General features: G+C 69.2%; 21 protein-coding genes. 15 read left to right on the top strand and 6 right to left on the bottom strand.

Annotated elements, in window-relative coordinates; translation table 11 throughout:
* Positions 1 to 67: 67 nt before the first annotated feature.
* Both U0R18_RS06690 and cofC read right to left on the bottom strand, forming a co-directional pair.
* Entirely contained in the window at positions 68 to 2,254 is a 2,187-nt protein-coding gene (locus tag U0R18_RS06690) for an RNA degradosome polyphosphate kinase (RefSeq protein WP_526367139.1), read from the bottom strand.
* 7 nt (positions 2,255 to 2,261) lie between these two features.
* Positions 2,262 to 2,957 carry a 2-phospho-L-lactate guanylyltransferase gene (cofC, locus tag U0R18_RS06685; protein WP_526367137.1) on the bottom strand — a complete coding sequence of 232 codons (696 nt, stop codon included), beginning with the start codon at positions 2,955 to 2,957 and terminating at the stop codon, positions 2,262 to 2,264.
* A gap of 61 nt (positions 2,958 to 3,018) precedes the next feature.
* On the opposite strand from cofC, the gene U0R18_RS06680 reads away from it, so the two are divergent.
* The 3 genes from U0R18_RS06680 (at position 3,019) to U0R18_RS06670 (ending at position 6,462) form a co-directional block, all read left to right on the top strand.
* Complete coding sequence (locus U0R18_RS06680; protein WP_526367487.1) at positions 3,019 to 3,999, top strand: NAD(P)H-dependent glycerol-3-phosphate dehydrogenase; 981 nt, start codon at positions 3,019 to 3,021, stop codon at positions 3,997 to 3,999.
* A gap of 9 nt (positions 4,000 to 4,008) precedes the next feature.
* Complete coding sequence (locus U0R18_RS06675) at positions 4,009 to 5,124, top strand: cystathionine gamma-lyase (RefSeq protein ID WP_526367135.1); 1,116 nt, start codon at positions 4,009 to 4,011, stop codon at positions 5,122 to 5,124.
* A 228-nt stretch (positions 5,125 to 5,352) separates the two neighbouring features.
* On the top strand, positions 5,353 to 6,462 hold the full coding sequence (locus U0R18_RS06670; protein WP_526367133.1) for a D-alanine--D-alanine ligase family protein: 1,110 nt from the start codon (positions 5,353 to 5,355) through the stop codon (positions 6,460 to 6,462).
* 76 nt (positions 6,463 to 6,538) lie between these two features.
* On the opposite strand, the gene U0R18_RS06665 is transcribed toward U0R18_RS06670, so the two are convergent.
* Both U0R18_RS06665 and U0R18_RS06660 read right to left on the bottom strand, forming a co-directional pair.
* A complete protein-coding gene (locus U0R18_RS06665; protein WP_526367131.1) occupies positions 6,539 to 7,066 on the bottom strand; it encodes a DUF3515 family protein in 528 nt (175 codons plus the stop codon).
* Positions 7,059 to 7,301 carry an Lrp/AsnC ligand binding domain-containing protein gene (locus tag U0R18_RS06660; RefSeq protein ID WP_526367129.1) on the bottom strand — a complete coding sequence of 81 codons (243 nt, stop codon included), beginning with the start codon at positions 7,299 to 7,301 and terminating at the stop codon, positions 7,059 to 7,061. The genes U0R18_RS06665 and U0R18_RS06660 overlap by 8 nt, the downstream gene beginning before the upstream one ends.
* A 103-nt stretch (positions 7,302 to 7,404) precedes the next feature.
* Here U0R18_RS06660 and U0R18_RS06655 point away from each other — a divergent pair, with 103 nt between their 5' ends.
* Both U0R18_RS06655 and U0R18_RS06650 read left to right on the top strand, forming a co-directional pair.
* The gene (locus tag U0R18_RS06655) at positions 7,405 to 8,364 is read left to right on the top strand and encodes a thiamine-phosphate kinase (protein WP_526367127.1); all 960 of its coding nucleotides are present in this window, start codon (positions 7,405 to 7,407) and stop codon (positions 8,362 to 8,364) included.
* Between the two features lie 11 nt (positions 8,365 to 8,375).
* Entirely contained in the window at positions 8,376 to 9,056 is a 681-nt protein-coding gene (locus tag U0R18_RS06650; protein WP_526367125.1) for a uracil-DNA glycosylase, read from the top strand.
* Between the two features lie 83 nt (positions 9,057 to 9,139).
* Here the strand turns inward: U0R18_RS06650 and rpmB are convergent, their stop codons facing one another.
* Positions 9,140 to 9,334, bottom strand: coding sequence for a 50S ribosomal protein L28 (gene rpmB, locus U0R18_RS06645; protein ID WP_526367123.1), 195 nt, complete (start codon positions 9,332 to 9,334; stop codon positions 9,140 to 9,142).
* Positions 9,335 to 9,551: 217 nt separating this feature from the next.
* Here rpmB and fakA point away from each other — a divergent pair, with 217 nt between their 5' ends.
* From fakA to U0R18_RS06630, 3 genes are read left to right on the top strand one after another with little or no spacing between them, the layout of a single operon-like run.
* Positions 9,552 to 11,189, top strand: a complete 1,638-nt coding sequence (gene fakA, locus U0R18_RS06640) for a fatty acid kinase ATP-binding subunit FakA (protein WP_526367121.1) — start codon at positions 9,552 to 9,554, stop codon at positions 11,187 to 11,189.
* A 4-nt stretch (positions 11,190 to 11,193) separates the two neighbouring features.
* A complete protein-coding gene (gene recG, locus U0R18_RS06635; protein WP_526367119.1) occupies positions 11,194 to 13,416 on the top strand; it encodes an ATP-dependent DNA helicase RecG in 2,223 nt (740 codons plus the stop codon).
* Positions 13,413 to 14,117 carry a GmrSD restriction endonuclease domain-containing protein gene (locus U0R18_RS06630; protein WP_526367117.1) on the top strand — a complete coding sequence of 235 codons (705 nt, stop codon included), beginning with the start codon at positions 13,413 to 13,415 and terminating at the stop codon, positions 14,115 to 14,117. The genes recG and U0R18_RS06630 overlap by 4 nt, the downstream gene beginning before the upstream one ends.
* Here U0R18_RS06630 and U0R18_RS06625 read toward each other — a convergent pair.
* A complete protein-coding gene (locus U0R18_RS06625; protein ID WP_526367115.1) occupies positions 14,114 to 14,950 on the bottom strand; it encodes an aldo/keto reductase in 837 nt (278 codons plus the stop codon). The two genes, U0R18_RS06630 and U0R18_RS06625, sit on opposite strands and share 4 nt — an antisense overlap.
* A 141-nt stretch (positions 14,951 to 15,091) precedes the next feature.
* On the opposite strand from U0R18_RS06625, the gene U0R18_RS06620 reads away from it, so the two are divergent.
* From U0R18_RS06620 to U0R18_RS06590, 7 genes are all read left to right on the top strand, one after another.
* On the top strand, positions 15,092 to 16,129 hold the full coding sequence (locus U0R18_RS06620; RefSeq protein WP_526367485.1) for an alpha/beta hydrolase: 1,038 nt from the start codon (positions 15,092 to 15,094) through the stop codon (positions 16,127 to 16,129).
* A 36-nt stretch (positions 16,130 to 16,165) separates the two neighbouring features.
* Positions 16,166 to 16,927, top strand: coding sequence for a DsbA family protein (locus U0R18_RS06615; RefSeq protein ID WP_526367113.1), 762 nt, complete (start codon positions 16,166 to 16,168; stop codon positions 16,925 to 16,927).
* Positions 16,927 to 17,559: a vitamin K epoxide reductase family protein gene (locus tag U0R18_RS06610; RefSeq protein ID WP_526367111.1), complete on the top strand. Its 633-nt coding sequence runs from the start codon at positions 16,927 to 16,929 to the stop codon at positions 17,557 to 17,559. The genes U0R18_RS06615 and U0R18_RS06610 overlap by 1 nt, the downstream gene beginning before the upstream one ends.
* A gap of 78 nt (positions 17,560 to 17,637) precedes the next feature.
* Complete coding sequence (locus tag U0R18_RS06605) at positions 17,638 to 18,795, top strand: acyl-CoA dehydrogenase family protein (protein WP_526367109.1); 1,158 nt, start codon at positions 17,638 to 17,640, stop codon at positions 18,793 to 18,795.
* A 134-nt stretch (positions 18,796 to 18,929) separates the two neighbouring features.
* Positions 18,930 to 22,331: a pyruvate carboxylase gene (locus U0R18_RS06600; RefSeq protein ID WP_526367107.1), complete on the top strand. Its 3,402-nt coding sequence runs from the start codon at positions 18,930 to 18,932 to the stop codon at positions 22,329 to 22,331.
* Positions 22,328 to 22,891, top strand: a complete 564-nt coding sequence (gene rsmD, locus U0R18_RS06595; RefSeq protein WP_526367483.1) for a 16S rRNA (guanine(966)-N(2))-methyltransferase RsmD — start codon at positions 22,328 to 22,330, stop codon at positions 22,889 to 22,891. The genes U0R18_RS06600 and rsmD overlap by 4 nt, the downstream gene beginning before the upstream one ends.
* Before the next feature lie 59 nt (positions 22,892 to 22,950).
* The gene (locus U0R18_RS06590) at positions 22,951 to 24,321 is read left to right on the top strand and encodes a cytochrome P450 (protein ID WP_526367105.1); all 1,371 of its coding nucleotides are present in this window, start codon (positions 22,951 to 22,953) and stop codon (positions 24,319 to 24,321) included.
* Positions 24,322 to 24,336 lie beyond the last annotated feature (15 nt).

Raw genomic sequence — 24,336 nt, 5'->3', positions numbered from 1 at the left:
CTCAACTCCTGCAGGTCAATCCGGCGCCCTTCGGGGACCGGATGTGCCGGTGATAACGAGTGACCGGTTACGGGTGGCGGTGCTTCTCCATCATGGACGCCTGATGATCGCGGACCGACTGGCCCTCGGCCGGCAGCGCGGTCCAGTGGCCGTCGGCACCCAACTCCCAACAGCGCGTCGCGGGGTCCATGGCCGATTCGAAGACGTCGTCGAGCTGAGCCGTCAGCCTGGGCTCCTTCACCTGCGCCATCACCTCCACCCGTCGGTCGAGATTACGATGCATCATGTCGGCGCTGCCGATCCAGAATTCATTGATGGCGCTGAAGTGAATAATGCGTGAGTGTTCGAGGAACCGGCCGAGGATCGAGCGCACCACGATGTTCTCCGAGAACCCCGGCGCCCCCGGCCGCAACGCGCAGATGCCGCGCACCACGACCTCGACGCGAACCCCCGCCTGTGAGGCGCGGTAGAGCGCGTCGATCACCTGCTCGTCGACCAGGGCGTTCATCTTCAGCCGGATCCGCCCGTCGGCGCCGCCCCGGGTCGCCTCGGCCTCGCGCTCGATGCGTTCGATGATGCCCTTGCGCACGCTGTGGGGTGCGACCAGCAGATTGCGGTAGCTGACTTTTCGCGAATAGCCGGTCAGCGAGTTGAACAGGTCGGTCAGGTCCGCGCCGATGTCCGGGGCCGCGGTCAGCAGTCCCACGTCCTCGTACAGACGCGCGGTCTTCGGGTTGTAGTTGCCGGTGCCGATATGGCAGTAGCGGCGGATGGTCGAACCCTCGCGGCGCACCACCAGGCATGTCTTGCAGTGGGTCTTGAGCCCGATCAGCCCGTAGACCACGTGCACGCCGGCCTGCTCCAGCTTGCGCGCCCAAGTGATGTTCGCCTGTTCGTCGAACCGGGCCTTGATCTCGACGAGGGCCACCACCTGCTTGCCGGCCTCGGCGGCGTCGATCAGGGCGTTGACGATCGGGGAGTCACCCGAGGTCCGGTACAGGGTCTGCTTGATGGCCAACACGTTCGGGTCGGCCGCGGCCTGCTCGATGAACCGCTGCACCGTCGTCGAGAACGAGTCGTAGGGGTGGTGCACCAGCACATCGCCGTCGCGCAGCGTCGCGAAAATGCTCTTCGGCGTTTCCCGTTCGCCGAACGCCGGCGGTGTCGCGGGCACGAACGCGCGGTCCTTGAGCGCGGGCCGGTCCACGCCGTAGATCTGCCACAGCGACGACAGGTCCAGCAGTCCGGGGACCTGGATGACGTCGCCGGGATCGACATCGAGTTCGCGCAGCAGCAATTCGAGCATGTTCTCGGTCATGTCGTCGGCGACCTCGAGGCGCACCGGTGAGCCGAACCGGCGCCGCGCCAACTCGCGTTCGAGGGCCTGCAGCAGGTCCTCGTCGCGGTCTTCCTCGACCTCCATGTCCGCATTGCGGGTGATCCGGAAGGCATGGTGTTCGACGATGTCCAGGCCGGGGAACAACGCCGGCAGGAATGCCGCGATCAGTTCCTCCATGGGCAGGAACCGGATGTTGTGATGACCGTCGTCGCGTTCGTCGCCCTTGAGTTCGACGAACCGGTCGACGTTGTCGGGCACCTTGATACGCGCGAAATGCGTGGTGCCGTCCTCGGGCTGGCGCACCGTGATCGCCAGGTTGAGGCTCAGTCCGCTCACGAACGGGAACGGGTGTGCGGGGTCGACCGCCAGCGGCGTGAGCACCGGGAAGACCTGCTCGTTGAAGTAGGTGGCGAGCCGATCGCGTTCGTGCTGGTCGATGTCGGACCAACCGACCACCAGGATGCCCTCGGCGGCCAGCGCCGGGCGGACCTCGTCGAGGAAGACCCGTGCGTGCCGGCTGGCGATCTGCTGGGTGCGCTCGCCGATTCGGCGCAGCTGCTCGCGGGGAGACAGGCCGTCGGCCGACCGTACGGACAGTCCCATCTCGTCGCGGCGTTTCAGCCCGGCCACCCGGACCATGTAGAACTCGTCGAGGTTCGACGCGAAGATCGCCAGGAACTTCGCTCGTTCCAGTAGCGGCAGCGACGGGTCGTCGGCCAGGGCGAGCACGCGGGCGTTGAAGTCCAGCCAGCTCAGTTCGCGGTTGAGATACCGGTTCTCCGGCAGTTCCTGGACCTCCAGACCGGGAGAGGTCGCAGCGGGCGGGGCTTCGGGAGCCTGATGGCGCGCATCAACGGCCGCGTCGTTTTCCTCGGCAGTTGCAGCGGCCGGCTGGTCGGTCTCGATGTCGGTCACGGTTGAATCATCGCCTATCGCAGTGCGGGTTGCTAGCGGCGCCGCTCACCGAGCCGTTCACCATGTCGATCTCTCGCGCGGTGGCGCTGCCGACGCCGAAGCGCCGCGCCGCATCCAGGTCGTCTGGTGTGTCGATATCGCAGCGCAGCCCGGGCCACGGTTCGGACAGTTCGATTGCGCCCGAATTTCGGTGGGACACAGCGGAATTGGTGCCGAAGTTGGGATCCAGCGGAACGCCGAAGGCGAACAGCGCCGAGGTGCCGGTGCCATGCCGGTCGGCCACGAAGCTGCGTGGGAAGGCCCGCGCGGCGACGATCGCCTGATCGAGTTCGACGGTGCGCAACGCGGGCAGATCACCTTGGAGCGCTGCAACATTCGGTGTTTCGGCGCCGACGAACGCAGCCGCGGCGCGGAGGGCGTTGTTGAGGGGATCGGAGTGTCCGGCGGGGGTGGGGTCGGCGAGCACGCGGACGGCCAGTTCGGCGGCGAGTGCGGCTACCCCGGTCTCGTCGGCGTCCGGTGTGACGATGGTGACGGACTGCACGGCCCGTGCCGCGGCGGCCGCGGCGAGGGTGTCCGCCAGCATCGCCAGCACCACCCGTTCGCGCGTCCGGTCGCCGAACAGCGGCGCCAACCGGGTCTTGGCCGCGCCGAGTCGTTTGACCGCGATGATCAGGCCGACGCCCGTGCTCATGGTGTCCATCCTGCCAGCGCCGCTCGTCTAGGCTTGCCGGGTGTCCAACTCGTTGGGAACGGTGACGGTGATGGGTGCGGGCGCATGGGGCACGGCGATCGCCAAGGTCGCCGCCGATGCCGGCAACGACGTGCGGCTGTGGGCCCGGCACCGCGAGGTGGCCGACGAGATCAACTCGACCCGCCGCAACACCGGCTATCTGGGCGATGTCGAACTGCCCGCTAACGTCACCGCCGTGACCGACGCCGGCGCGGCGCTGTCCGACGTCACGACGGTGCTGTGCGGCGTGCCCGCGCAGACGTTGCGCCAGAATCTCGAGGACTGGACGCCGCTGCTGACGTCCGGCGCCACCCTGGTCAGCCTGGCCAAGGGCATCGAACTGGGCACGCTGATGCGGATGAGCCAGGTGATCGTGCAGGTCACCGGCGTCGACCCCAATCAGGTGGCGGTGCTGTCCGGGCCCAACCTGGCCAGCGAGATCGCCGTCGGGCAACCGGCGGCCACCGTCATCGCGTGCGCCGATTCCGGCCGGGCGGTGGCCCTGCAGCGCGGGCTGAACACCGCGTACTTCCGGCCGTACACCAACGCCGACGTCATCGGCACCGAGATCGGTGGCGCGTGCAAGAACGTCATCGCGCTGGCCTGCGGAATGGCGGCCGGCGTCGGCCTGGGTGAGAACACCGCCGCGGCCATCATCACCCGCGGACTGGCCGAGATCATGCGGCTGGGCATTGCCGTGGGCGCCAAGGGTGCGACGCTGGCCGGACTGGCCGGGGTTGGGGACCTGGTGGCGACGTGCAGTTCACCGCAGTCGCGCAACCGGGCGTTCGGTGAGCGCCTGGGCCTCGGCGAGACGCTGGCGGCCGCCCAGCTGGCCGGCGGCGGACATGTCGCCGAGGGCGTGACGTCCTGCGAATCGGTGCTCGCGTTGGCCTCCAGCTACGACGTGGAGATGCCGCTGACCGATGCGGTGCACCGGGTCTGCCACCGCGGCCTGTCGGTGATCGAGGCGGTGGCCGCCCTGCTGGGCCGCAGCACCAAGCCGGAGTGAGGCGCGTCGATGAGCATTGAGCCGGGCCGGTTCGGAATGTCCACGCGGACGGTGAAAGCCGTTGATATCGAAGCCGTTCCGGGGAATCCCATCGCCCCGCCGATCACCCCGGCAACCACCTTCCATCTCGGCAACCCTTCCGATGGGCTCGACTTCTACGGGCGCGCCTCGAATCCTGCTTGGCGACAACTGGAATCGGCGCTCGCGGGGCTCGAGGGCGCCGCCTCGGCGCTGGTGTTCGGATCCGGGATGGCGGCCATCACCGCGGTGCTGCGAGCGTTGACAACACCGGACTCGACCCTGGTGGTACCGGCCGACGGCTACTATCAGGTGCGGGCCTACGCATCGGAATATCTTGCGCCACAGGGAATCACCGTCGTCGCGGCGTCCAGCGCCGAGATGTGCGATGCGGCCGGGTCGGCCGATGTGGTACTTGCCGAGACGCCGGCCAACCCGAGCCTGGATGTCACCGACCTGCACCGGTTGGCGCTGATCTGCCGTGGGCGCGGCGCGCGGCTGGTGGTCGACAACACCACCGCGACTCCGCTCGGTCAGACGCCGCTGGCGCTGGGCGCCGATGTGGTGGTGGCCAGCGCCACCAAGGCGCTGGCCGGGCACAGCGACCTGCTGGCCGGTTATGCGGCCGGCGGCGACGCGGAGCTGATGGCGGCGGTGGCCCGTGAGCGCCTGCTGTCCGGCCCGGTGCTCGGTGCCTTCGAGACCTGGCTGCTGATGCGCAGCCTGGGTACCGCGGGCCTGCGGTACGAGCGGCAATGCCAGAACGCGATGGCGCTGGCGGGTGCGTTGAGCCGGCATCCGGCGGTGCGGTCGGTGCGCTACCCAGGACTGCCCGACGACCCCGCGCACAGCGTGGCCGTCGCGCAGATGCGCCGGTTCGGCGGACTGGTGTCCATCGAACTGGCCGGCGCCGAGGCCGTCGCGCGGCTGGCCGAGCGCAGCGAGCTGTTGGTGGCGGCCACCAGTTTCGGGGGCATCCACACTTCGGTGGACCGCCGGGCCCGCTGGGGCGACGCCGTGTCCGCCGGCTTCGCGCGGATATCGCTCGGCATCGAGGACACCGACGACCTGCTGGCCGATTTCGAGCAGGCCCTCGACCAGACGTGATTTGTTCAGCGCCCCCTGCGAGTTCCACTCGCACGTTGTCGCAGCCGGCGCTGAACAGATGAGGGCCCCACCGCGGGCGCGGTGGATCGTCGGCTCGGCGGAGTTTGATTGCCTCGCTCCTCCCCACCGCGGGCGCGGTGGATCGTCGGCTCGGCGGAGTTTGATTGCCTCGCTCCTCCCCACCGCGGGCGCGGTGGATCGTCGGCTCGGCGGGTAGCCTCTGACCTTGTGACAGCCCGCCAACCCCGCGTCCGCGTCGCCGTCGTCTTCGGCGGCCGCAGCTCCGAACACGCCATCTCCTGCGTCTCGGCGGGCAGCATCCTGCGCAATTTGGATCCGGAGCGGTTCGAGGTCGTCCCCATCGGAATCACACCGGGCGGCGCGTGGGTGCTCTCCGATGCCACCCCCGCCACCCTGGCCATCACCGACGGCCGGTTGCCCGAGGTCACCGCGGACTCCGGCGCGGCACTGGCGCTCAGCGCCGATCCCGGTCGGCGCGGCGAACTGGTCTCGCTGGGCACGGCCGGTGAGGTACTCGGATCCGTCGACGTCGTCTTCCCCGTCCTGCACGGCCCGTATGGCGAGGACGGCACCATCCAGGGTCTGCTCGAACTGGCCGGCATCCCGTACGTCGGGGCCGGTGTGCTGGCCAGCGCGACCGGGATGGACAAGGAGTTCACCAAGAAGCTGCTGATCGCCGCCGGGCTGCCGGTCGGCGACCACGTGGTGCTGCGCCGTGGTCAGGAAACCCTGGAACCCGAGCAGCAGCAGCGGCTCGGGCTGCCGGTGTTCGTCAAACCCGCGCGCGCCGGATCGTCGATCGGCGTCAGCCGCGTGACCTCCTGGGCCGACCTGCCCGCCGCGGTGGCCGCCGCCCGCGCGCACGACCCGAAGGTGATCGTCGAGGCCGCCATCGTCGGGCGCGAACTGGAATGCGGTGTGCTGGAACTGCCGGACGGCCGGGTCGAGGCCAGCACGGTGGGGGAGATCCGGGTCGCCGGTGTGCGGGGCCGCGAGGACGGCTTCTACGACTTCACCACCAAGTACCTGGCCGATGCCGCCGAGCTGGACGTGCCCGCCAAGGTCGACGACGACGTCGCCGACGAGATCCGGCAGTTGGCCATCCGTGCCTTCGACGCCATCGACGGCCAGGGCCTGGCCCGTGTCGACTTCTTCCTGACCGACGACGGACCCGTCCTCAACGAGATCAACACCATGCCCGGTTTCACCACTATCTCGATGTATCCGCGGATGTGGGCGGCCAGCGGCGTGGACTACCCGACGCTGTTGGCGACCATGGTCGACACCGCGCTGGCCCGCGGCACCGGCCTGCGCTGAGCGGCGCCGAATTCGACGAATTGGCGCGCGGCACTCGGACTTTCGCGCCCATTCGTGCGTTTCGGCGTGGGCAGGGTCAGCGGGGTGGGGCCGGGTCGATCGGCCTGGCGGGCAGTGCTGCGACGGCCTGCGACAGATCCTGGATGGCCGCCGGCCCGGAGTCGGCCGGCAACGTCAGCGCCACATACACGGGCCGGTCGACGGCGAACCACGTGATGCGGTCGGATTCGGCGACCCGGAACCAGGCCACCTGGTCGACCATCTGCAACGGCGAGCCAACCACGAAGTCGTCGGGCCGATCCAGGCCGCAGCGCAGGATCACGGGTTCGGCCCCGGTCCCGGTGCGCCAGACGGCGACCCCGGGCGGCGCCGGGAACGCGACATCGGTGCGCTGGTAGTCACCGAGCCGGTCGGGCAGGGCTGCCAGCAGATCCTGGCAGGGCTGTTCGGCGGCATGCGGGGCGCGAACCGCGGCCACCGGCACCGGTGGCGACGAACTGCGATGTGCGGCGATCGCCACGACCGTGACAGCCGCGGCCACGGCGATCAGCAGCGCGGCGATCAGGACCGCGCGCGGTGGACCGTCCCGCTCGGGATCACTCACCTGCCACGGACGCGATCGGACAGGTCAGTGTGCGGGTGATGCCCTCGACGGCCTGCACGCCGGACACCACATCGGCGCGCAGCGATTCCAGCGTGCCCGCACTGACGCGGGCGACCACGTCGTATGGACCGGTGACGTACTCCGACGACCGCACTCCGGGCAGGCCCGCGACCTGCTTGGCAACCACCTCGGCGCGGCCCACTTCCGTCTGGATCAGAATGAAGGCCTCGACCACCCGGTTCTCCTGCCTGGTCTCATAAACTGACGTGTCCGTGCACAAGAAAACTACCGCAGGTGGCGGCGGTGTTCAGGTCGGCGCGGAGGCGACGAGGGGTGATATGGCCGACGATGATGCCCCCACGCTGGGCAGTCTCGGCGAGTTCGCCGTCATCGACCGGCTGATCGCGGCGGGCAGCCAGCCGGCGTCGGTCCTCGTCGGGCCCGGCGACGACGCGGCCCTGCTGGCCGTGCCCGACGGGCGTGCGCTGGTGTCCACCGACATGCTCGTCGAGGGCCGGCACTTCCGGCTGGACTGGTCGTCGTCGTACGACGTCGGGCGCAAGGCGATTGCGCAGAACGCCGCCGACATCGAGGCGATGGGCGGGCAGTGCACCGGATTCGTGGTGGCGTTCGGGGCTCCCGCCGACACCCCGATGGACCTGGTGGCCGCGCTGTGGGCCGGGATGTGGGACGAGGCGGCCCGCTGCGGCAACGCCCCGATCATCGGCGGTGACCTGGTGCGCAGTCCGCAGTGGGTGATCAGTGTCACCGTGCTCGGTGAGCTCGACGGCCGCGGTCCGGTCGGGCTCGGTGGGGCGCGGGCCGGCGATGTGATCGCGGTGGCCGGGGGACTGGGCCGCTCGGCCGCCGGGTACGCATTGCTGACCGCAGGCTCCCCGGAGTTCCCCGAACTGATCGCCCGGCATCGGGTGCCCGAACCGCCCTACGGGCAGGGCCCCGCGGCGGCGGAGGCGGGGGCGACGGCGATGACGGATGTGTCCGACGGCCTGATCGCCGACCTGGGCCACATCGCGGAGGCCTCGGGGGTGGGTATCGATCTGAGCACCGCGGGGCTGGCCGCGGATCACGATGGCGTGGCCGATGCGGCCGCCGCGTTGGGTGTCGATCCGTGGGACTGGGTGCTCGGCGGCGGGGAGGACCACGCTCTGGTCGCGTGTTTCCCCGGTGCGGTGCCATCCGGCTGGCGGGTGATCGGCGTGGTGACCGATGGACCCGTCGGTGCGCATGTCTATGGCGCCGAGTGGACCGGTTGCGCCGGCTGGGACTCGTTCAATTAGGTTGGTCGCTCGTGACGGCCCGCCCACTTGCTGAACTCGTCGACCCCGGCTGGGCCGCGGCCCTCGAACCGGTGGGGGCCCAGGTGGGCGCCATGGGCGACTTTCTGCGGTCTGAACTCGCCGAAGGCCGTGGCTACCTGCCCTCTGGCCCGAATGTATTGCGTGCCTTCAGTTTTCCCCTCGATCAGGTGCGGGTGCTGATCGTCGGCCAGGACCCCTATCCGACCCCTGGGCATGCGGTCGGCCTGAGTTTCTCGGTGGCCCCCGACGTGCGTCCGCTGCCCCGCAGCCTGGAGAACATCTTCACCGAGTACGGATCGGACCTGGGACTGCCCAAGCCGTCCACCGGTGATCTGACGCCGTGGTCCGCCCAGGGCGTGATGATGCTGAACAGGGTGCTGACGGTACGGCCGGGCAACCCGGCGTCACATCGCGGCAAGGGGTGGGAGGCCGTGACCGAATGCGCGATCAAGGCGTTGGTGGCCCGCGGCACACCACTGGTGGCGATCCTGTGGGGACGCGATGCGCAGACCCTCAAACCGATGCTGGGCGACAGTGTCGGGGTGATCGAGAGCGTGCACCCCTCGCCGCTGTCGGCATCCCGGGGATTCTTCGGGTCACGGCCGTTCAGTCGCTCGAACGCGATGCTGGCCGAGATGGGCGCCGAGCCGATCGACTGGCGGCTGCCCTGAGCAAGAACAGGATCTGTTCTGCGGGTACGGCGACGAACTGCGAGTAGACCTCGCAGGGATTGCGGAACAGATCGAAAAGGGAACTAGCCCCGTACGACCTTGCCGGCCTTGATGCACGACGTGCAGGCGTTGACGCGCTTGCGGTTGCCGCCCGGGCGGTCGACGGAGTGCACGACCTGGATGTTCGGGTTCCACCGCCGGCTGGTCCGGCGATGCGAGTGCGACACCGACTTGCCGAAGCCGGGGCCCTTACCGCAGATATCGCATACGGCAGCCATAGTGAGTAACTCCTCGAAGTCAGTGCTTTGAGCCAACGACCGCGGTAGCGGGTGACTCGACAACCGGACCAGGATACCGGTCGGCCGTGGTGAACTCCAAAACGCCGGACACGCGACTGTGGACGCGCGCAGGCGTGCTGTCGGTGCGTGTGACTAGGCTGGCGCCCGCGTGGTGGCAGTGCAGTAGCGGGAATTGTGGTCCGAGGCGGGAGGCGCGATGGCGGAGCCGACCTCGCGGCCCGGCTGCCCGGCCCTGGACGGCGCTGCGCTGCGGCAGTGGGCGCACGCGGCCGTCGGCGACCTGATCACCCACGTCGACGAGATCAACCGCCTCAACGTCTTCCCGGTCGCCGACAGCGACACCGGCACGAACATGCTGTTCACCATGCGTGCGGCGCTCGCGCGGGTGGACTTCGACGACGACGGCGGGAGCGACGCGGCAGCCGTGGCACGTGCCCTATCCGCGGGTGCGCTGCACGGTGCCCGGGGTAACTCCGGGGTGATCCTGTCGCAGATCCTGCGGGGGATCGCCGACGTGACGCAATCCGACATCGACGCCGAGAGGTTCGGTGCCGCCCTTCGGCACGCCATCGATCTGGTGATCACCTCGATGGGCGGCGAGCTCGTCCCGGGCACCATCGTGTCGGTCCTGCAGGCCGCCGCCGGGGCGGCCGAGGGTGCCGCCGCGTCCGGTGATCTGGCCGCGGCCGTCACCGCCGCGGCCGACGCCGCGGCCGTCGCCCTGGACAAGACGCCCGGTCAACTCGCGGTGCTGGCCGACGCCGGCGTCGTCGATTCGGGCGGGCGGGGGCTGCTGGTCCTGCTGGACGCCCTGGTTCGTACCGTCACCGGCCGCGCCCCGGTCCGCCCGGTCTACGAACCGCCCACCGCGGCCGGCCCAACGCTCACGGTCGTCGTGCCGCCGCAGTTCGAAGTGATGTTCCACGTCCACCCCTGCAGCGCCGGACAGGCCGAGAGCCTACGCAAGGACCTCGACGCCGTGGGTGAATCGGTGGCCCTGGCGCCGACGCACACCGGGGGGCATTCGGTGCATGTGCACACCGACGACGCCGGTGCGGCCATCGAGGCCGGCCTGCGCTTCGGGACGCCCAGCCACATCCAGATCTCCACGCTGACCGGGGGAGCCGCCGGGCCGGCGCCGGGCAGCTGGAGCCGCGACCGCGCGGTGCTGGCCGTCGTCGACGGCGAGGGCGCGGCGCGGCTGTTCGCCGGCGAGGGCGCCTGCGTGCTGCAGGCCCAGGAACCCGGGGCGGGACCGGTGGTCAGCGCCCAGCAGCTGCTGCGCGCGCTCGTCGACACCGGCGCCGCGTCGGTCATGTTGCTGCCCAACGGTTTTGTGGCCGCAGAGGAGCTGGTGGCCGGCTGTACCGCCGCCATCGGCTGGGGCATCGACGTGGTGCCGCTGCCCACCCGGTCCATGGTTCAGGGCTTGGCGGCACTGGCCGTGCACGACGTCGCGCGTCCCGCCGTCGACGACGGCTACACGATGGCCGCGGCCGCCGGTGCTACCCGGATCGGTTCGGTCCGGATGGCCGCCGAGGACGCGCTGACGTGGGCGGGGCCGTGTCACACCGGCGACGGCCTGGGCATCTTCGGCGGCGAGGTGCTGGTGGTGCGCCACGACGTGACCGCGGCGGCGCGCGGCCTGATCGACCTGATGCTCGGTGTGGGCGGGGAATTGGTGACGGTGCTGCTGGGAGCGGGTCTCGGCGCGTCGGCGCCCGACGTGGCCGCGGCACTGATCGAGCATGTGCACCGGCATCACCTCGGCACCGAGCTGGTCACCTACGACACCGGACACGACGGCGACGCACTGTTCATCGGGGTGGAGTGAGCAAGTGGCCACACTGACCGACCGGCTCGAATACGTCATCGGGGTGAAGGCCGCCGACGCGCTCGCCGAACACTTCGGCATCGTCACCGTCGATGACCTGCTGCGGCACTATCCGCGCAAATACAGCAAGGGCTCGACGGCGTTCGGCGACGGGGACGCACCGCCGGACGAGGGTGAGCACATCACGCTGATCGCCACCGTCGCGAAGGTCAGGTCCAACCGCGCGCGCAAGACGGGCAAGGAGTTCCTGGTGGTCACGCTCAACAACGGTGTGACTGCCACCTTCTTCCACCCGAGATACCTCAAGGGCGGTCTGGTCGAAGGCGCTCGGGTGATGATGTCCGGCGAGGTCGGATTCTTCCGGGGCACCATGCAATTGACCCACCCGGCGTTCCTTCTGCTCGACACCGGCAAGGGCACCGCGTCGCTGAAGAAGATGGTGGCCGCGACCAGCGACGGTGGTGGCGGTGGCGAGGTGGACCTCGCGCTGTTCGACCGCGACTTCTTCCCGATCTATCAGGCCACCGCCAAGTTGCAGAGCTGGGACATCTACGCCTGCGTGCGCCAGGTTCTCGCGGTGCTCGACCCGGTCCCGGAGCCGCTGCCGGAAGACATTCTGCGCCAACGGAATCTGATGTCCGAGGATGACGCGCTGCGGGCCGTGCACCTGAGCGAGAATGCGGACGAACGCGACCGTGCGCTGGACCGGCTGCGGTTCGACGAGGCCGTCGGCCTGCAATGGGCGCTGGTGGGCCGGCGCTACGGCGAACTCTCCGAGACGGGGCCGCCCGCGCTGCCCCGCGAGGACGGGCTCCGCGCGGCGCTGCTGAACCGGCTGCCGTTCGAGCTCACCAACGGCCAGAACGACGTATTGTCGGTCATTTCAACGGAATTGACGGCATCGCGGCCCATGAACCGGATGCTGCAGGGCGAGGTCGGGTCCGGCAAGACGGTGGTCGCACTGCTGGCCATGCTGCAGGTGGTGGACGCCGGCTACCAGTGTGCCATGCTGGCCCCCACCGAGGTGCTGGCCGACCAGCACGCGCGCTCGATTCGCGATGTTCTGGGTCCGCTGGCGATGGCGGGCCAACTCGGTGGATCCGACGACGCGACCCGGGTAGCGCTGCTGACCGGTTCCATGTCGGCGGCGCAGAAGCGTGCGGTGCGCGACGAGATCGCCTCCGGCGCGGCCGGCATCGTCATCGGCACCCATGCCCTGCTGCAGGATGCCGTGGAGTTCCACCAGCTCGGGATGGTGGTGGTGGACGAACAACACCGCTTCGGTGTCGAACAGCGTGATCAGTTGCGCGCCAAGGCAAAAGGGGGGATCACACCACACCTGCTGGTGATGACGGCCACCCCGATCCCGCGCACGGTCGCCCTGACGGTGTACGGCGACCTGGAGACCTCGACGCTGCGGGAGCTGCCCCGCGGCCGGCAGCCGATCGCCACCAGCGTGATCTTCGCCGGCCAGCAGGAGAAATGGATGGACCGGGCCTGGGCCCGCATCCGTGAGGAGGTGGCCGCGGGCCGGCAAGCCTACGTGGTGGCGGCCCGGATCGACGACGACGAGAAGAAACCCGTCCAACGAATGGACCGCGATCCCCGCGACGGCCCGCCGCGCAAGGCCACCGCCGTGGTGGACCTCTACAACCAGCTGCGGACCGGGGAATTGGCCGGGCTGCGGCTGGGTCTCATGCACGGCAGGCTGCCGCCGGAGGAGAAGGACACCGTGATGTCCGCCTTTCGGGACGGCGACATCGACGTCCTGGTGTGCACCACGGTCATCGAGGTGGGCGTCGACGTCCCCAACGCGACGGTCATGCTGGTGATGGACGCCGACTGGTTCGGCATCAGTCAGCTGCACCAGCTGCGCGGCCGGATCGGCCGCGGTGAACATCCCAGCCTGTGTCTGCTGGTGACCGGACTCGCACGGGGTTCCCGGGCGGGGGAGCGGTTGCAGGCGGTCGCCTCCACCCTCGACGGCTTCGAGCTGGCCGATCTGGACCTGGCCGAACGCCGGGAGGGTGATGTGCTGGGCCGCAACCAGTCCGGCCGCTCCTACGGGCTACGGCTGCTGTCGCTGGGGCAGGACCGCGAGGTCATCGAGGCGGCCCGGACATTCTGCGAGCAGGTCTACCACCGCGATCCGGACCACCCCGGCCTGGCCCTGCTGGCGGCGCCGTTCACCGAGGGTGAGCGGGTGGAATACCTGGACAAGTCATGAGTCGGCGCGGCTGGCTATGGCTGTCGCTCGCGGCGGTGCTGGCCGTCGTGGTCGCGGTGCAGACCGTGCTGGCCAGTCGGCACGAGGCGTTCGTCGCCGCCGCCGACGCACCCACCGTCGCTCCCGGGGTGGATGTCCTGGCCGGAATTCCGTTGGTGCCGTTGCGGATCCGTGGGCACGACTACCGGCGTGCGGCGTTCGGCGATTCCTGGGACGACGACAACGGGGCGCCCGGCGGGCACAACGGGTGCGACACCCGCAACGACATCCTCGACCGCGATCTGACCGACAAGACCTTCGTGGCGATCAAACGCTGCCCCCATGCCGTGGCCACCGGAACGCTGCGGGACCCCTACACCAACACCGTGATCCCGTTCGTCCGCGGTAACCAGATCGGGGCGTCGGTGCAGATCGACCACATCGTGCCGCTGGCCTACGCCTGGGACATGGGTGCCCGCGACTGGCCGGACGATCTGCGGCTACGGTTCGCCAACGACCCGGCGAATCTCCTTGCGGTGCAGGGCCAGGCGAATCAGGACAAGGGTGATCAGGAACCGGCCACCTGGATGCCGCCGAACCAGGCGTTCTGGTGCCAGTATTCGCTGCAGTTCATCGAGGTGCTGCGGGGATACCACCTGCCGGTCGATGGGCCCTCGGCGGACCGGCTGCGGCAGGCGGCCGGCACGTGCCCGACGGGCTAGGTACCGGTGTAGGTGTCCGGGTCCGGCCGGAACCGGGTGCCGCCGGAACCGTCGTCGAGAGCGCACAGCGCGGCCATGTCCGATTCGGTGAGCTCGAAGTCGAACACGTCGAAGTTCTCGGCAATGCGCTCCGGCGACGACGAGCGGGGGATGACCACGTTGCCCAGCTGCAGGCTCCACCGGATCAGGACCTGGGCCGGCGACTTGCCGTAGTTCGCGGCCGCCGCGGTGACCGTCGCGTTGTCGAGCAGGTTGCCCACGCCCAGCGGACTGTAGGCCTCGGTCACGATGTTGCGCTCGGCGTCCACGGCGCGCAGCTGGGCCTGATTGAGCAGCGGGTGCAGCTCGATCTGGTTGACCACCGGCGTCACGAACGACAGGTCGATCAGGTCGCTCAGGTTCTCCGGGGTGAAGTTGCACACGCCGATCGACTTGGTCAGACCGTCGGCCTGCGAGCGCATCATGCCGCCGAAACTGTCGACGTACTTACCCTTTTCGGTGGCCGGCCAGTGGATCAGGTACAGGTCGACGTAATCCATCCCGAGGCGGTCCAGGCTGGCCTTGATGGCATCCTGGCTGCCCTGGAAGCCCTGGTCGTCGGTGGCCAGCTTGGTGGTGACAAAGATCTCGGCGCGCGGGATCCCGGAGGCGGCGATCGCGCGGCCCACCGCGGCCTCGTTGCCGTAGGCCGACGCCGTGTCGATCAGCCGGTAGCCGATCTCCAGCGCGGCGGAGACGGCACGCTCGGTCTCGGCATCGGACAGTTCGGCGACGCCGAGACCGAGCGCCGGAATCGCGTTGTCGTCGTTGAGCCCGATCGAGGGAACGGCCATCAGATCCACCTGCCAGTCGAGAAGAGCGCCCAGCACCTACTGGGCGCCGCTCACGATATATGCGAGACGAACACGCGGTCTAATCTGTGCGCGCTACCGTGCTCAGTCGTGGCAGTACCAACACGTCGGCGGCGGTTACCGATCCCGATCCTGATCGCGGCCTGCCGGGCCGCGCCGAAGCTGTTGCCGGCGCTGCCCGACGGCACCAAACGGCGGATGTCCGGTGGCCGCGCCGTGGTCATCGACGGCAACACGCTGGACCCCACCCTGCAGGCGTTCACGGCCGGCCTGCGGCTCGTCGGTGTCACCGGACTGGTGCTCGACGACGACGCCGCGCTGAGCCGGCGGCTGTTCGAATCCCTGGTGCCGCTCAGCGGCCCGCCCGTGTCCGTCGATGTGACCGAGATGTCGATCCCGGGGCCGGGCGGCCCGATCCAGGTGCGGCACTACCGGCCCGCCGAGGCCGGGGCGCCCGCGCTGGTGTACTTCCACGGCGGCGGCTGGGTGCTCGGCAGTCTGGATTCCTACGACCCGGTGGCGCGGATCCTGTGCCGGGATGCGGGCGTCCACGTGCTCTCGGTCGACTACCGGCTCGCACCCGAGCATCCGGCGCCGGCGGCAACCGACGACTGCCTGGCGGCGTTCCGCTGGGTGGTCGAGCACGCCGAAGAACTGGGCGTCCGGCCGGACCGGATCGCCGTCGGCGGCGACAGCGCCGGGGGTGCCCTGGCCGCCTCGGTGGCGCAACTGACCCGGTCCGACGCGATCGGACCCGTCATGCAGTTGCTGATCTACCCGGTCACCGACATCCGCGCGCCCACCCGGTCGCGGACCCTGTTCGACGACGGTTTCGTCCTCGGCGGGCATGACCTCGAATGGTTCGGCGACCAGTACCTCGGCACGTCCATGCCGGAGGACGACCCGCGGGTCTCGCCGGCGCGTGCGGCCGACCTGTCTGGGCTGCCGCCGGCGCTGGTGGTCACCGCCGGCTTCGACCCGCTGCGCGACGAGGGCAATGCCTACGCGGCCGCGCTGACCGACGCCGGGGTGGCGGTGGACCTGCGCGAAATGACCGCGATGACCCACGGGTTCATCAACTTCGACGGCCTGGGCGGCGGTTCCAGCACCTGCATCGACGAACTGACCTCGGCACTGCGGGCGCACCTGCGACGGGGCTGAGGAGGGGGAACCCGCTGCCCGGTACGCTGGTTGACCGTGGCCAACAAATCCAAGCGCCCCGCCAGCTACGACCTGAAGGCGGCCGACCGCAAACGAAACCTCTGGGTCCAGATCGGGCTGACGGCCCTGGTCATCGCCATCGGCGCCGGGATCTTCTTCTACATCGTCTCCAACGGAAAGCCCGCCAAGCACTCCGGCGACGTCGAGGCGGTGCGGGTGGCCACGTCAAAGGTGGTGACCAAGGACGGCAGCACGGAGCCCAAGGCCGTCATCTCGTTCTACGAGGACTTCCAGTGCCCGCACTGCGCGGCGTTCGAGAAATCGTTCGGCCCCACCGTCAACAAGCTGATCGACACGGGTGCCATCGCCGCCGACTACTACATGGTGGCGATCCTCAACAGCTCGGCGAACGACCAGTACTCCACCCGCGCGGCCAATGCCGGCTACTGCGTCGCCGACGCCGACACCAGCGCCACCAAGGATGCCTTCCGCCGATTCCACACCGCGCTGTTCGCCCAGCAACCCCCTGAAGGGGCGCCGGCGCCGGACAACAAGGCCCTCATCGAAACCGCCCGGCAGGCCGGTGTGGTCGGCACGGTGCCCGACTGTGTGAACGGCGGCAAGAACAACGAGATGGTCGAGGGGCTGGCCGGCGCGGCCAAGATCACCGCGACGCCGACCGTGCGCATCAACGGCGAGGACTACAAGTACACGACCCCGGACGCGCTGGTGGCCAAGGTCAAGGAGATCGTCGGCGACGTGCCGGGCCTGGACGGCGCGGTCGCGCCCGCGGCGTGATGACGGACACGCAGGCATCGGCGGTGCCGGCTGCTGACTCGCCGGCGCCGGCGTACGCCTCGCCGCGGGTGGGGCGGGCCTCGGCGCTGTGGATCGTGCTGGCCGGTGCGATCGGCCTGGCGTCGTCGTTCACGCTGACCGTCGAGAAGATCGAGCTGCTGATCAACCCGAAGTACGTGCCGTCGTGCAACTTCAACCCGGTGCTGTCCTGCGGGTCGATCATGGTGACCAAGCAGGCCTCGCTGTTCGGTTTCCCCAACCCGCTGATCGGGATCGTGTCGTTCACCCTGGTGATCGTCACCGGCGTGCTCGCCTGGTCGAAAGTTCGCATCCCGCAGTGGTATTGGGTCGGACTGCTGATCGGCACCACGTTGGGCGCGGTGTTCGTGCACTGGCTGATCTTCCAGAGTCTGTATCGCATCGGCGCGCTGTGCCCGTACTGCATGGTGGTGTGGAGCGTGACGATCCCGCTCTTGGTGGTGGTGGCCGGGATCGCGCTGCGACCACTCGCGGGCAACGCGGTCGCCCGCACGCTGTACCAGTGGCGCTGGTCCATCGTGGCGGTGTGGTTCGCCGCGCTGATCCTGGCGATCCTGGCCCGGTTCTGGGCTTACTGGTCCACCCTGCTGTAGCCCGAACACGCCGAAACGTACGTTTCGGCGCTCGAGTGCGAGAGCAACGCGCCATTTCGTCGATCTCGGGAGGCTCCGATGGCACTGACGGCCGAAGAAGAAGCCATCGTCTCGACGGTCCGCGACTTCGTCGACAAGCAGGTCAGGCCGGTGGTGCGGGAGTTGGAGCACGCCAACACCTATCCGGCCGAGCTGATCGACACCATGAAGGAGATCGGGGTCTTCGGGCTGTCGATCCCCGAACCGTACGGGTTCGGCGTCGTGTCGATGCCCTGCTATGTCAGGGTGGCCGAGGAACTGGCCCGGGGCTGGATGAGTCTGGCCGGTGCCATGGGCGGACACACTGTGGTGGCCAAGCTGCTGGTCACCTTCGGCACCGAAGAACAGAAGCAGCGTTACCTGCCACGGATGGCCACCGGCGAGCTGCGCGCCACGATGGCGCTGACGGAACCGGGCGGCGGCTCGGATCTGCAGGCGATGCGCACCGTCGTCCGCCGTGACGACGACCATTACGTGGTCAACGGGTCGAAGACCTGGATCTCCAATGCACGGCGGTCCGGGCTGGTCGCCCTGCTGTGCAAGACCGATCCGGACGCCCGGCCGGCGCACCGCGGCGTCTCGATCCTGTTGGTGGAGAACCCTTCCCCAGGTTTCACGATCTCCAAGGACCTGCCCAAACTGGGCTACAAGGGCGTCGAGGCCTGCGAGCTGAACTTCGACGACTGCCGGGTGCCGGCCGCTGCTCTGCTGGGCGCCGCGGAGGGCAACGGGTTCGCCCAGATGATGAAGGGCCTCGAGGTCGGCCGACTGCAGGTGGCCGCCCGCGCGACCGGGGTGGCGCGGGCCGCGTTCGACGACGCGCTGGCCTACGCCCAGGATCGGGAGAGCTTCGGCAAGCCGATCTGGGAACACCAGGCCGTCGGTAACCTGCTCGCCGACATGGGCACCAGGCTGGCCGCCGCCCGGGCGCTGCTGCTGTCGGCGGCCGAGAAGTTCGACTCGGGGGAGCGCGTCGACCTGGAGGCCGGGATGGCCAAGCTGTTCTGCTCGGAGGCCGCGATGCAGATCGCACTCGATGCCGTCCGCGTCCACGGCGGCTACGGCTATTCGACCGAGTACGACGTCGAGCGTTATTTCCGGGACGCGCCGCTGATGATCGTCGGCGAGGGCACCAACGAGATCCAGAAGGGCGTCATCGTAAAGCAATTGGTCAAACGGGGCGGCCTGGGTATCTGAGCGGCGCACTTTGCTGCCGGAACCTGCCGAGATCGACGAAGTGTTGCATAGCTCTCGCACTGTTGCGCCGAGACGTACGTTTCGGTTTATGTTGTCCCGGCACCGCCCCATCGATTGCTCGAGGAGTGAAGACAGTGTTCTCCAAGGTTCTGGTCGCCAATCGCGGTGAGATCGCGATCCGGGCGTTCCGCGCCGCCTACGAGCTGAATATCGCCACGGTGGCGGTGTACCCGTACGAGGACCGCAATTCGTTGCACCGCCTCAAGGCCGACGAGTCCTACCAGATCGGTGAGCGGGGCCACCCGGTGCGCGCTTACCTCGACGTCGACGAGATCGTCGCGACCGCGCGTGCGTGTGGGGCCGACGCGATCTATCCGGGCTACGGATTTCTCTCGGAGAATCCCGATCTGGCCGCGGCGTGTGCGGCGGCGGGCATCACGTTCGTCGGGCCGAGCGCCGAGGTGCTCGAGCTGACCGGGAACAAGGCCCGGGCGATTGCGGCGGCGCAGGCGGCCGGCCTGCCGGTGCTGACCTCGTCGGCGCCGTCGTCGTCGGTCGACGAGCTGGTGCGGGCCGCACAGGACATGGAGTTCCCCTTGTTCGTCAAGGCCGTCGCCGGCGGTGGCGGTCGCGGAATGCGCCGGGTGAGCCATCCCATGGCCCTGCCCGAAGCCATCGAAGCGGCCTCGCGCGAGGCGGAGTCGGCGTTCGGCGACCCCACGGTGTTCCTCGAACAGGCCGTGATCAACCCGCGCCACATCGAGGTGCAGATCCTTGCGGACGGGTCCGGCCGCGAAAATGGCGTCATCCATCTCTACGAGCGCGACTGTTCGCTGCAACGCCGGCACCAGAAGGTGATCGAGCTTGCTCCCGCCCCCAATCTGGATCCCGCTCTGCGCCAACGGATCTGCGACGACGCCGTGGCCTTCGCGCGCCAGATCGGCTACTCGTGTGCGGGCACCGTGGAGTTCCTGCTGGACGAGCGCGGCAATCACGTCTTCATCGAGATGAACCCGCGCATCCAGGTCGAGCACACGGTGACCGAGGAGGTCACCGATGTGGACCTGGTGTCCAGCCAGCTGCGGGTGGCCGGCGGGGAGTCGCTGGAAGACCTTGGTCTGGAACAGGATTCGATCGTTCTGCACGGTGCGGCACTGCAGTGCCGGATCACCACCGAGGATCCGGCCAACGGGTTCCGGCCCGACACGGGTCGGATCACGGCCTACCGCAGCCCGGGCGGCGCCGGGGTGCGCCTGGACGGCGGCACCAACGTCGGTGCGGAGGTGTCCGCGCATTTCGACTCGATGCTGGTGAAACTGACTTGCCGCGGAAAGGATTTCGCCACCGCGGTGCGCCGGGCCCGCCGCGCGGTCACCGAGTTCCGGATCCGCGGCGTGTCGACGAACATCCCGTTCCTGCAGGCGGTTCTGGACGACCCGGACTTCCGCGCCGGGCGCATCACCACGTCCTTCATCGACGAGCGTCCGCAGCTGCTCACCGCTCGCACCAGTGCCGACCGTGGCACCAAGATCCTGAACTACCTGGCCGACGTGACGGTGAACAAGCCGCACGGTGAGCGGCCGTCGACGGTCTACCCCCAGGACAAGCTGCCCGCCGTCGACCTGACGGTCCCGCCACCCGCCGGTTCCAAGCAGAAGCTCGACGAACTGGGTCCGGGGGGTTTCGCGACCTGGATGCGCGATTCCCGTGGCGTCAAGGTCACCGATACGACGTTCCGGGATGCTCATCAGTCGTTGCTGGCCACCCGGATCCGCACCACCGGCCTGCTGATGGTGGCCGGTCACATCGCGCGAACGACCCCGCAGTTGTTGTCGATGGAGTGCTGGGGCGGCGCCACCTATGACGTGGCCCTGCGGTTCCTCAAGGAAGACCCGTGGGAGCGGCTGGCCGCGCTGCGCGAGGCGATGCCCAACATCTGCCTGCAGATGCTGCTGCGCGGACGCAACACCGTCGGCTACACCCCGTATCCGGAGACCGTCACCCACGCGTTCGTCGACGAGGCCGCCCGCACCGGGGTCGACATCTTCCGGATCTTCGACGCGCTGAACAACGTGGACTCGATGCGGCCCGCGATCGACGCGGTGCGCGGAACCGGTTGCGCGGTGGCCGAGGTCGCGATGTCCTACACCGGTGACCTGTCCGACCCGAACGAGAATCTCTACACGCTGGACTACTACCTGAAACTGGCCGAGCAGATCGTCGACGCCGGCGCGCACGTGCTGGCGATCAAGGACATGGCCGGACTGCTGCGCGCGCCCGCGGCCGCCACGTTGGTGTCTGCGCTGCGGGAACGCTTCGACCTGCCGGTGCACGTGCACACCCACGACACCCCGGGCGGTCAGTTGGCCACCTATGTGGCGGCGTGGCAGGCCGGGGCCAGCGCCGTCGACGGCGCCGCGGCCCCGATGGCGGGCACCACCAGCCAGCCAGCACTGTCCTCGATCGTGGCCGCCGCCGCGCACACCGAGTACGACACCGGGCTGTCGCTGCCCGCGGTGTGCGATCTCGAGCCGTACTGGGAGGCGCTGCGAAAGGTGTACGCGCCGTTCGATGTTGCGGCATCCGGCCCGTTCACGTCCACCGGCCGGGTGTACACCCACGAGATCCCGGGCGGGCAGCTGTCCAACCTGCGCCAGCAGGCCATTGCGCTGGGCCTGGGCGACCGGTTCGAGGACGTCGAGAACGCCTATGCCGGAGCCGACCGCATCCTGGGCCGCCTGGTGAAGGTCACGCCGTCGAGCAAGGTGGTCGGCGACCTGGCCCTGGCGCTGGTGGGCGCGGGCGTCTCCGCCGAGGACTTCGCCGCGGATCCGGCCCGCTACGACATCCCCGAATCGGTGATCGGTTTCCTGCGCGGCGAGCTGGGTGATCCCCCCGGTGGCTGGCCGGAACCGTTGCGCACCAAGGCATTACAGGGACGCGGCCCGGCCCGGCCCGAACAACAGCTGTCCGACGACGACAATGCGGCGCTGGCCCGGACCGGGGTGGACCGCCAGGTCGCCCTGAACCGGCTGCTGTTCCCGGGGCCGACCGCCGAGTTCGAGGCACACCGCGAGGAGTTCGGCGACACCTCGCAGATCAGCGCCAACCAGTTCTTCTACGGTCTGCGCCGCGGCGAGGAACACCGCGTCAAGCTCGAGAAGGGTGTGGAGCTGCTGATCGGCCTCGAGGCCGTCTCCGAGCCCGATGAACGCGGCATGCGGACCGTGATGTGCATCCTCAACGGGCAGCTGCGCCCGGTACTGGTGCGCGACCGCTCGATCTCCGCAGCCACCCCGGCCGCCGAGAAGGCCGACCGGGGCAACCCCGATCACGTCGCTGCCCCGTTCGCCGGCGTGGTGACGCTCGGCATCGACACCGGGGACACCGTCGAGGCCGGACAGACCATCGCCACCATCGAGGCCATGAAGATGGAGGCGGCCATCACCGCACCCAAGGCGGGAACCGTGCAGCGGATCGCCGTGGCCCCGACGGCACATGTCGAAGGCGGCGACCTGTTGGCGGTGATCAGCTGACCCGCATCATCGGCGGTGCCGCCGGCGGGCGGCGGATCTCGGTGCCCCAGCACAAGTCGGGGATGGGCACCCGGCCGACCACGGACCGGGTCCGTGAGTCGTTGTTCAACGTGCTCGCCGCCCGGCTGGATTTCACCGGGCTGGCGGTGCTCGACCTGTATGCCGGGTCGGGTGCCCTTGGGCTGGAGGCGCTTTCGCGCGGCGCGGCCTCGGCGTTGTTCGTCGAATCCGACCAGCGTGCCGCGGCCGTCATCGCCCGCAACGCCACCGAACTCGGGCTAGCCGGCGCGGCGGTCCGGCGGGGGTCCGTCGCTGCGGTGCTCGCCGGTACCGGTGCGCCGGTGGATCTGGTGTTCGCCGATCCGCCGTATGACGTCAGCACCACGGAGGTGCAGCGGATACTCGAACTGCTCGGCGAAAACGGCTGGACCACAACGGGAACCATCGCGGTGGTGGAACGTCCGGTGGCCGCTGCGGAGATCGACCCGCCGCGCGGCTGGGACGCGCTGGCGCCGCGCAGATACGGCGACACCCGGCTCGAGTGGGCTGAATTCGGCTGACGGTCTTCCGTTACTCCGAAAGGCGGATCTACAATCGCCGGAGGCCGACAGGGGGCGTCATGGTCGAAGCGGGGAATGTGCAGCCGGTGGACGTGCGCTCTCTGCCGCTTCCACCGAAGAGTCCATTGTCCTTGCGGCAGCAGGTGAACGCCGTACGTCAGGCGCATACCGGTTGTCAGGCGTTGCGCGACGCAGGTGGTCCGGTCACGCGCCTCAGTTTTGCGCCTCGGTGGTTGATGCCGCCGGTGATCGTCGTGACATCGCCTCGTGGGGGACGGGACATGTTGTCGCCCTCCGCGGCGACGATGGAACGGGTTTCGGTGCACGCCGAGATGCGGCGTCTGCTCGGCGACAACCTATTCGACGTGCCGTACGACGAGTGGCTGCCCATGCGTCGCGCGCTGCAACCAATTTTCACGAAGAAGAACGTCGCGACGTTCGCGGCCCACATGGCCGGGGCTGCGGAGACGACAACGCGAGGCTGGGAGGACGGTGGCCTGGTCGATCTGGACGCAGAGTGCCGCAAGCTGACCCTTCGAGCTCTGGGGCGATCAGTGCTCGGGGTGGACCTCGACCAGAGATCGGAACAGATCGCGGGTTCGCTGAATACCGCTCTGTCGTACATCGCGGACCGGAGCGGCAGCCCGATTCGCGCGCCCGCGTGGCTACCGACGCCGGCGCGCCGTCGTGCTCTGCGCGCTGCGGCGGTACTGCGCGGCCTCACCGGAGACGTCTTGCGCGAATGCCGGCAGGACACCGGCAGGGATGCACCGCTGGTGCGAGCACTGATGGCGGCCGCCGACCCCGAGACTGGGAAATGTTTGTCCGACAACGAGATTCGCGATCAGCTGATCATTTTCATGGTCGCCGGACACGACACCACCGCCACCACACTCGCCTATGCGTTGTGGCAATTGGGCCGCCGTCCCGAACTGCAGGCGCGTGCGGTGGACGAGGTCGCGGCAATCGGTGAGCGGGAACTGGCCGGTGACGACGTTGCGGCGTTGCCCTATGTGGGTGCGATCGTGCATGAGGCCTTACGGCTCTGCCCGCCGAGTCCGGCGCTCGGGCGCACCGCGACCAGCGACGTCGCCGTCGACGGTTACCGGGTACCGGCCGGATCATTGTTGATCTACGGCACCGCCGCGGTGCAACGCGATCCGGCGCTGTGGGATCGCCCCGACGAGTTCGATCCCGACCGATTCATGGGGGCCGCCGCCAGGACGCACGACCGCTGGCAGTACGCGCCATTCGGCGCCGGCCCGCGGACCTGCATCGGCGATCACTTCGCGATGCTGGAAGCCACACTGGCGTTGGCAACCGTGCTGCGACGGATCGAGATCACCTCCGTCGACGACGATTTTCCGGTGGAGTTTCCGTTCACCTTGGTTGCGGCCGAGCCGATCCGGGCGATGGTGCACCGTCGGTAGGTGGCGGCCCTGTAC

Origin of the sequence: Mycobacterium sp., from assembly GCF_046330795.1 — a bacterium.
GTDB lineage: Bacteria > Actinomycetota > Actinomycetes > Mycobacteriales > Mycobacteriaceae > Mycobacterium.
Note: the sequence above shows the minus strand (reverse complement) of the source record. Positions and strands in the feature narration are given on the sequence as shown.